We start from the raw sequence: 8,709 nt of genomic DNA, 5'->3' as shown, positions 1-8,709 counted from the left end.
GGTATCGCCGGCAGGCTGGTCACCTCGTTGCCCTGACCGAGGGTGGGGTGCAGGTACGAGTAGGGCTGCGCCCCGGCCGGCCCGGGCATGGTGATCGGCAGCTTGCCCGACGGGTTGACCCGCCCGGAGAGCACTCCCGCGATCGCCCCGGCGCCCTCCTCGCCCGGGAAGAACGCCTGCACCACCGCCGCACAGCGCGTCAGCGCCCAACCGATCGTGTACGGCCGCCCGGTGAGCAGCACCAGGACCACCGGCGTGCCGGTGGCCAGCACCGCCTCGACCAGTTCGCGCTGGACGCCGGGCAGTTCCAGGTCGTCCCGGTCGCACCCTTCGCCGACCGTGCCGCGTCCGAAGAGGCCGGCGTGGTCGCCGACGACCAGGACGGCGACGTCCGCGGCGGACGCCGTGGCGACCGCCTCGTCGAAGCCGGACCGGTCGTCACTGTCCACGTCGCAGCCCCGGGCCCAGGTGACGAGGTCGTCGCCGAACTCGACCCGCACGGCGTCGAGCACTGTCGGCACCTCGATGCCGGTCTCCACGCCGGGATGCTGGACGAGGACGTGGTTGAGGAACGAGTAGCACCCGAAGAGCGCACTCTGCCGATCGGCGTTGGGGCCGATGACGGCCATCCGCCGACCCGCCGGCAGTGGCAGCGCGTCCCGGTTGGCGACCAGCACGATCGATTCCTCGGCGAGCCGGCGGGCGATCGACCGGTGCTCGGGTGAGTCGAGGTCGATAGCCTGCGGCGGCTCGTCGCTGAAGGTCGCGTCGAGCAGGCCCAGGTCCAGCTTCTGGCGCAGCACCCGCAGCACCGCGCGATCGATGATCGCCTCGTCGATCCTGCCGGTCCGTACCGACTCCCGCAGGGTCAGATAGGCGTCGCCGGTCGGCAGCTCGACGTCGAGACCGGCCGTCAACGCCTGCCCGGCCGCCTCCGCGTGGTCGCTCGCCACGTGATGCAGCAGGTTCAGGAACGCGACCCCGTAGTAGTCGGCGACCACGGTGCCGTCGAAGCCCCACTGGTCGCGCAGGATGCCGGTCAGCATCGTCGGGTCGGCGGCGACGGGCACCCCGTCGATGTCGGTGTAGGAGTGCATGACGCTCCGCGCGTCGCCGTCGATGATCGCCATCTCGAACGGCAGCATCAGCACGTCGGCCAGTTCCCGTCGGCCGGCGTGCACCGGGGCGAAGTTGCGCCCGGCGCGCGAGGCGGAGTAGCCGACGAAGTGCTTGAGGGTGGCGTGCACCCCCTGCGACTGCAGGCCGCGCACGTACGACGTGCCGATGGTGCCGACCAGGTACGGGTCTTCAGCGATGCACTCGTCCACCCGACCCCAGCGGGGGTCGCGGATCACGTCGAGCACCGGGGAGAGCCCCTGGTGGACGCCGAGAGTCCGCATCGAGGCGCCGATCGCCGCGGCCATCTCGGTGACCAGTTCGGGGTTGAACGCGGCACCCCAGGCCAGCGGGGTGGGGAAGGTGGCGGCCTTCCACACCGACAGCCCGGTGAGACACTCCTCGTGGACGATTGCCGGGATGCCCAGCCGGGTCCCGGTGACCAGGTCCCGCTGGAACTTCCACAGCCAGGACGCGCGTTGCGCCGGATCCTGGGGACGGGTGCCGTAGGCGCGGGTGAGATGACCGAGCCCGTGCCGGGAGAAGTCCTCAAGCTTGGAGTTGTCGCCGAACTCCCCCTGCAGTGGTGCGACCGCCTCGCCGTCCTCCTTCTCCCAGAAGCCGACGAGCTGGGCGATCTTCTCCTCGATCGTCATCCGGCCGAGGAGGTCGTGGAGGCGATCCCCTCCGTCGCGCCCGCCCTGTCGGCTGTGGTTCGGATCTGCCTGAGCCGGCGCCGGCCCGCCCACCACCTCGTGGACCTCAGTCATGCTGTGCCTCTCTGGTTGTGCTCGTACCGCTGCCGCTCAGCCCTTGACCGCACCTTGCAGGCCACCGACGATCTGCTTCTCCGCGAGCGTGAAGAACAGCAGTGCCGGCAGCATCGCCAGCGAGGTGAAGGCGAGGACGCCTGCCGTGTCGGTGGTGTACTGGCTGGAGAAGTTCTGCACGCCCAGCGGCAGGGTGTGCAGGTCGACGTCGCTGAGGACGAGCAGCGGCAGCAGGAACGAGTTCCAGCTCGCCACGAACGCCAGCACGCCAACGGTGACGAGCGCGGGCCGCGACAGCGGCATCGCGACACGCCAGAGGAAACCGAGCCGACTCGCACCGTCGATGGCGGCGGCGTCCTCCAGCTCTCTCGGGATGGCCGAGAGGAAGGGACGCAGGATCACGATCGTCAGTGGTAGCGAGAAGGCGACCTGCGGAAGGATCACCGCGTAGTAGGAGTTGATCAGGTTCAGGTCCCGCAGCATGAGGTAGAGCGGCAGGATCGCCGCCCCGGCCGGAAACAGCAGACCGAGGGTGAAGAAGGTGTAGAGCCCTTCCCGCCCGCGGAAGCGGTAGCGGGCGAGCACGAACGCGGCGGCCAGGCCGAACACGACCACGGCCAGCGTGGTGCCGAGGGCGATGACTGCACTGTTGAACGCCTGCCGCCAGAAGTTGCTCTGGGTCAGCACCCGGGCGTAGTTGTCCCAGACGAACGGGTCGGGCAGGCCGGCCGGGTCCGCGACGATCTGCGGGGTGGTGCGGAAACCGCCGATGACCACGTAGATGACCGGGGCGATCGACACCGCAGCGATCGCGAGGGCTATCGCGTAGGTGAGCGGCGTGCCCCAGGAAATCTGACGACGCCCGTTGGACTGGGGGAGAACGCTGTTCACGGCCATCGTCACTTCGCCCTTCCGGTGATGGCGCCCTCGATGTCGCGGCGGAGCAGGAACCGCTGGAACAGCAGCGCCGCCACGAAGGAGATGACGAATAGGATTACCGCCACGGCGTTGCCGTAGCCCCACAGCCGGGCGAAGAAGCCGTTGTCGACCATGTAGGTCGCCATGGTGGCCGATGCGCCGAGGGACCGCACCGCGGGCACCGAGGTCACCCAGATCATGTCGAAGATCTGCAGTGAACCGATCATGGACAGGAACATCCAGATCCGGATCGTCGGGCCGAGCAGCGGGATCGTGACGTGCCGTTGGATCTGCCACCAGCTCGCGCCGTCGATGGACGCCGCCTCGGTCAGCTCGTCGGGCACATTGGACAGACCGGCGAGGAGCAGGATGATGGCGAAGCCGACGTACTTCCAGGTGAGGACGGCCAGCAGGGTCCAGATGACCACGTCCAGGTCCGCGAGCCAGGCCTGCACCAGCCCGCCCATGCCCAGGGACCGCAGCAGCGCGTCAACGGTGCCGTCGCCGGTCAGGAGCAGTTTCCACATGATGCCGACGGTGACTTCGGCGAGCACGTACGGCACGAACACCAGCAGGCGGAACACGGCGCGCCCACGGAAGCGACGGTTGAGCAGCAGGGCGACGCCCAGGGCGATCGGGCCCTGGATCAGCAGCGACCCGAACACGATGATGGCGTTGTTGCGCAACGCGTCGAGGAAGATCGGATCCTGGAAGGCGAGGGTGTAGTTCCTCAGGCCGACGAACTCGGTGGGCGGCCCGACCCCGCGCCAGCGGAACAGGCTGTAGTAGACCGCGAAGCCCATCGGCACCAGCACGAACATCACGTAGATGAGGATCGCTGGCGTGGTGAGGCCGATGATCTCGTACCACTTGCGGCGGTTGTCGGCGCGGCGGGCGGACGCGCGCCCAGCCTGGCGGGGGCCCGCCGGCGACGCGGAAGCGCCGCCGGCGGGCATACGGATCTGGTTGGCGGAGGTCACTTGCTTGCGGCCGCCTTCATCGCCGAGACGACCTTCTCAGGCGTCCCGTTGCCGGCGAAGATGGCGACGACCGCGTCGTTCATCGCGGTCCCGACGGTGCTGCCGTAGGCCGTGTCCAACCAGAGCTGGACGTAACTCGATCCGGAGGTGGCCTGCAGGATGGACGTCAGCGCGGGATCCTTCACGGCGCCCTCTGCGCCCTTGGCCACCGGCAGGCCGGTGCCGGTCTCGGCATAGCCCTTCTGCACCTCGGGGCTCACGATGTACTTGAGGAACTCGACGCACTCGGCGGGCGCGTTCTTGGAGCAGGAGAACCCGTCGCCACCACCGAGGGCCGCCTTCGGGTCACCCGGCGAACCGGAGATCGCCGGCACCGGGAACCAGCCGAGGAACGAGGCGAGCTTGGTCTTGTCCGTGGCGACGGTGTCCAGCGTGCCGCGGTTCCAGTCACCCATCAGCTCCATCGCGGCCTTGCCGTTGGCGAGCATGCCGTTGGCGCTGGTCGGGTCGTTCTGGCCCGGCGTGGCGATGAAGTTGGGCTGGAACGGCTTGGTGTCGATGAACGCCTTCAGGTCCTGGCCGGCCTTCACGAAGCACGGATCGTCGAAGGTCTTCTCCGCGGCCGCCTTCTTGAGGGTGTCGACCGAGCAGGCGCGCAGCGCCATGTTGTACCACCAGTGCGCGGCCGGCCACTTGTCACCGGCACCCACGGCGATCGGAACGACGTTGATCGCCTTGAGCTTGGTGACAGCTGCGTTGAGCTCCTCGAACGTGGTCGGCGGAGCCGAGATGCCCGCCTGCGCGAACATGTCCTTGTTGTACCAGATGCCCTCGATGCCCATCCGGAACGGCAGGCCGTACTGCTTGCCCTTCACCTGCCAGATCTCTGCGGCGCTGCCGATGTTGGCGACCTCGGCCTTGACCTGGTCGGTGACCTCCTTGAGGTAGTCGGCCTCCACCTGCTCGGTCATCTCACCGCCGCCCCAGGTCATGAAGATGTCCGGCGGGTCGCTGCTCAGCAGCGCGGCGGGGATCCTGGTGCGCTGCAGCTGGTTGGTCTCGATCGCCTCAATCTCGATCTTGACCGTGGGGTGGAGTGCGGAGAAGTCCTTGGCGACCTTCTCCCAGTAGGTCTTGCCGGGCCCGTCCTGCGAGGCGTTGTGCCACCAGGTCAGGGTCACCGGGTCCTTGTAGAGCTCCCCCTGAGGGGCTGCCTCTTCGCCGCCGCCGCTGCACCCGGCGGCAACGAGAACACCTGTCATCAACAGTGCCAGGACGGCACTTCTACGTCGCTTAGTTGCCATCGATGTCTCCTCGACTACTCAGTCGCGGTACTCGGCCTGCGGCGAAGTTTTACAGTCATGTAACTTGATGTCAATCGGTATCGATAACGTTTTCGAATCGGCGGCGACACCTCGTCGACTGCGGCCCTATCATCATCGACGTGGTGTTTCAGCAGCGCGTCAAGATGTCCGATGTCGCACGCACTGCCGGCGTCTCGGTCGCGACCGTATCGAAGGTCGTCAATGGCAGATACGGCGTGGCCCGAGCGACGGTGGAGCGCGTCCAGCAGGTCATCCACGACCTCGGCTACGAGGCGAGCCTGGGGGCGCAGAGCCTGCGCAGCCACCGGACCAACGTGCTCGGCATCCTGTTGGCCGAGTTCGAGCCGTTCTCGACCGAGCTTCTCAAGGGCGCGTCCCAGGAGGTCGCGGGCAGTGGGTACCAGCTACTGGCCTACTCCAGCGGGGACGGCGAGGGCGCGGCAGTCGGATGGGAGCGGCGCTCGCTCGCCCGGCTCTCCGGCACTCTCATCGACGGCGCCGTGATCGTCACGCCGACAGTGGTCGAGACCGAGAACAACTTCCACGTCGTGGCCGTCGACCCGCACACCGGTCCGTCCCACCTACCCACCGTCGACTCGGACAACTTCGCCGGTGCGGTGCTGGCGACCAACTACCTGCTCTCCCTCGGCCACACCCGGATCGGGCACATCAGCGGACGCACCGACCTGATGTCGGCGCAGCTGCGCGAGGCCGGCTTTCGCAGTGCGATGGCCGAAGCCGGCGTGCCGGTGGACGAGCGGCTCGTCCGCCCCGGTGGGTTCCGGATCGAGACCGCGGCCGGCCCGGCCGCGGAGCTTCTCGGCCTCGCGGACCGGCCGACCGCGATCTTCGCGGGTAACGACCTCTCGGCGATATCCACGATGGCCGTGGCCCGCGACATGGGCCTGTGCGTGCCCGACGACCTCTCGGTGATCGGCTTCGACAACGTGCCGGAGTCGGCGCTCGTCAACCCGCCGCTGACGACCATCATGCAGCCGCTGCAGCGGATGGGCGCCGAGGCGTTGCGCCTGCTCGTCGACCTGATCGCCGGCGTCGAGCGCGACACCCACATCCGGCTCCCGACGGAGCTGGTCATCCGCTCCTCCTGCCGCCCGCACCGCTGACGCCCAGTCGGCCAGACGGCCGGCGCTTCGTCCTGCGCCACGCGGGGGGCGAGCCGGCGCGGGGCGCGCGGACCCGTCGCCAGGCAGTGGTCAGGCGACGAGCAGAAGAACGCTGACCGCCAGCATCACCACGGCCGTGGCCCCGTGGACGCCGAAGACGATCGCCTTGGGGCCGTTGCTGCGCCACACGATCAGGGCGTCGCCGACAGGTATGCCGGCGGCGGCCAGCATGAACCAGCCCAGCAGCTCGGGTGTCGCTCCCGCCACCAGGATGAAGACGAAGAGCCCGGACGCTATGTCACGCACGGCCTTGACGGTCAGCCATGCCTGGAAGCTGCGGTCCTCGGTGGGCGTGCCGGGGATGCCGAAGCCGACTGCGGCCTGTGGCGCCCAGAAGGCGCGCACCCCGATGACGATGATGCCCGCGCCGATCAGGCCGGCGAGCACGGTGGCGATGGTGGTGAGCATGAGCATCTCCTCCTGGACGGATATCTAGCGTCGCTAGATTCGATAGCGAAGATAGTTTGCCTTCGGCAGGATGTCTAGCGTTGCTAGAATTCGCTCATGTCCGCCATCAGCGAGCGCCGTGAACGTGAACGCGCGCACCGCCACCAGCTGATCATCACGGCCGCGCGGGAGCTCGCCGAGACCGAAGGCTGGGAGGCGGTGACGACACGACGGCTGGCGGACCGGGTCGAGTACAGCCAGCCGGTGCTGTACAGCCACTTCAACGGCAAGGACGCCATCGTCAGCGCCGTCGCCCTGGACGGGTTCGGCGAACTCGCCACCCACCTGCGCCGCGCACGGCAGGCCGCCCCCGGGCCCGCGCACGCCCTGCGCGCCGTCTGCCGCGCCTACCTTGACTTCGCGACCGAACGCCCCGCCCTCTACCAGGCCATGTTCATCCTGCCCACCGAACTGACGTTCGCGAGCGCCGAGACACCGGCCCCGCTGCGAGCCTGCTTCGACGAGTTCGTCAGCTGCTTTCCCCCGGCCAACGAGCGCCGCGAGCTGTTCGCCGAAGTCCTCTGGGGCGCCCTGCACGGCATCGCCGTCCTGTCGGAGAGCGGTCGCATCCCCCCAGCCGGCCAGGAGGAACGAATCGACCTCCTCGTCACCAGGTTCGCCGACTCCCCGGCGAGCCCGGGCACTCCGTAAGAGCCTGCGCTCCGATGATCGTCACGGGCCGCCCGGACGGCCGGCGCACGCCGGCGCACGCGACAGGGTGGCAGAACGTGAATCTCACCTAAGTCGACAATCTTTTCCCTAGGTTCGATGCGCAGGACGCCGCCGAACCGGGGAGAGACGTGGACAGCTATCCGGCGATCGAGGATCACGGGCTCATCGGCGATCTGCAGACCGCCGCGCTGGTGACGTGTGACGGAACTGTCGACTGGTTCTGCGCGCCGCGATTCGACTCGCCGAGCATCTTCGCCGCGCTGCTGGACAAGGAGAAGGGCGGCTACTTCCAGATCGCGCCGCACGACGTGCGGTACGTGACCAAGCAGCTCTACCTCCCCGGCACGCCCATCCTGATCACCCGGTTCATCAGCGCCGACGGTGTGGCCGAGGTGATGGACTTCATGCCGGTCACCGGCGAGCGGGTCACCGACGCGCACCGCCTGGTCCGCCTCGTCACCATGGTCCGGGGCAGCATGCGCTTCCGGGTGGAGTGCCGACCGCGGTTCAACTACGCCCGCGACGAGCATCAACTGGAGCGCCACCACGACGGCTACGTCTTCCGCAGCCGGTCGGCGACGTTGACGTTCAACCCGGTCGACCCCGTGCGGCGGTTGATCTCCGAGCAGGGTGACATCCACCTTGAGGGCGGCGACCTGGTCGCGTACGGCACGCTGAACGAAGGTGACACGGGAGGGGTGGTCCTGGAGACGGGCGGCAGCGAACCGCGCATTTTCCCGCCCGAAGAGATCCAGGGGATGTTCGAGTGGACCCAGGACTACTGGCGGCGCTGGCTCGAGCGTTCCCGCTACACCGGCCGCTGGCGGGAGATGGTCGAGCGCTCGGCCATCACGCTGAAACTCATGACGTACGCGCCGACCGGCGCGATGATCGCCGCGCCCACCGCCGCGCTGCCCGAGCTGGTCGGCGGAACCCGTAACTGGGACTACCGCTACACCTGGGTACGCGACACGTCCTTCTCCGTGCACGCGCTGCTCGGCCTCGGCTTCACCGAGGAGGTCAGCCGGTACATGAACTGGCTGGACGAGCGGATCCGCGAGGCCGGCGACCACCAGGATCCACTGAAGATCATGTATCGGGTGGACGGATCCTCCGACCTGCACGAGGAGGTGCTGGACCATCTGGAGGGCTACCGCGGATCACGCCCGGTGCGGATCGGCAACGGCGCCGCCGACCAGCTCCAGCTCGACATCCACGGCGAGGCCCTCTACGCCATGCACCTCGCCGACGAGCAGGGCATCCGTGTCTCGCACCAGGTGTGGAAGAGCACCGTCCG

Annotated in this window: 8 protein-coding genes; 3 read left to right on the top strand and 5 right to left on the bottom strand. The window is 68.4% G+C overall.

The window, feature by feature from the left end:
* From KBX53_RS13215 to KBX53_RS13200, 4 genes are all read right to left on the bottom strand, one after another.
* Positions 1–1,772, bottom strand: a 1,772-nt coding sequence (locus tag KBX53_RS13215) for a glycoside hydrolase family 3 protein (RefSeq protein WP_247675555.1), incomplete at its 3' end; no start/stop codon positions are given.
* Positions 1,773–1,922: 150 nt separating this feature from the next.
* Entirely contained in the window at positions 1,923–2,789 is an 867-nt protein-coding gene (locus tag KBX53_RS13210; RefSeq protein WP_036410721.1) for a carbohydrate ABC transporter permease, read from the bottom strand.
* Complete coding sequence (locus tag KBX53_RS13205) at positions 2,786–3,784, bottom strand: carbohydrate ABC transporter permease (RefSeq protein ID WP_030328275.1); 999 nt, start codon at positions 3,782–3,784, stop codon at positions 2,786–2,788. The genes KBX53_RS13210 and KBX53_RS13205 overlap by 4 nt, the downstream gene beginning before the upstream one ends.
* Positions 3,781–5,088: an ABC transporter substrate-binding protein gene (locus tag KBX53_RS13200; protein ID WP_030328277.1), complete on the bottom strand. Its 1,308-nt coding sequence runs from the start codon at positions 5,086–5,088 to the stop codon at positions 3,781–3,783. Before KBX53_RS13200 ends, KBX53_RS13205 begins: the two co-directional genes overlap by 4 nt.
* Before the next feature lie 164 nt (positions 5,089–5,252).
* Here KBX53_RS13200 and KBX53_RS13195 point away from each other — a divergent pair, with 164 nt between their 5' ends.
* Positions 5,253–6,233, top strand: coding sequence for a LacI family DNA-binding transcriptional regulator (locus KBX53_RS13195; RefSeq protein WP_030328278.1), 981 nt, complete (start codon positions 5,253–5,255; stop codon positions 6,231–6,233).
* A gap of 90 nt (positions 6,234–6,323) precedes the next feature.
* On the opposite strand, the gene KBX53_RS13190 is transcribed toward KBX53_RS13195, so the two are convergent.
* Entirely contained in the window at positions 6,324–6,701 is a 378-nt protein-coding gene (locus KBX53_RS13190; protein WP_030328280.1) for a DUF4267 domain-containing protein, read from the bottom strand.
* A gap of 96 nt (positions 6,702–6,797) precedes the next feature.
* On the opposite strand from KBX53_RS13190, the gene KBX53_RS13185 reads away from it, so the two are divergent.
* Both KBX53_RS13185 and KBX53_RS13180 read left to right on the top strand, forming a co-directional pair.
* Positions 6,798–7,391: a TetR/AcrR family transcriptional regulator gene (locus KBX53_RS13185; protein WP_036410724.1), complete on the top strand. Its 594-nt coding sequence runs from the start codon at positions 6,798–6,800 to the stop codon at positions 7,389–7,391.
* Between the two features lie 149 nt (positions 7,392–7,540).
* Positions 7,541–8,709: glycoside hydrolase family 15 protein (locus tag KBX53_RS13180; protein ID WP_210859469.1), on the top strand; the 1,169-nt coding region annotated here is incomplete at its 3' end.

It is taken from the genome of Micromonospora sp. M51, from assembly GCF_018070305.1.
Classification (GTDB): Bacteria; Actinomycetota; Actinomycetes; order Mycobacteriales; family Micromonosporaceae; genus Micromonospora; species Micromonospora parva.
Note: the sequence above shows the minus strand (reverse complement) of the source record. Positions and strands in the feature narration are given on the sequence as shown.

Bases quoted from the DNA above. Each gene is read 5' to 3' on its own strand.
- KBX53_RS13200 (WP_030328277.1), bottom strand. From the start codon at position 5,088: ATGGCAACTAAGCGACGTAGAAGTGCCGTCCTGGCACTGTTGATGACA.
- KBX53_RS13185 (WP_036410724.1), top strand. From the start codon at position 6,798: ATGTCCGCCATCAGCGAGCGCCGTGAACGTGAACGCGCGCACCGCCAC.
- KBX53_RS13190 (WP_030328280.1), bottom strand. From the start codon at position 6,701: ATGCTCACCACCATCGCCACCGTGCTCGCCGGCCTGATCGGCGCGGGC.
- KBX53_RS13195 (WP_030328278.1), top strand. From the start codon at position 5,253: ATGTCCGATGTCGCACGCACTGCCGGCGTCTCGGTCGCGACCGTATCG.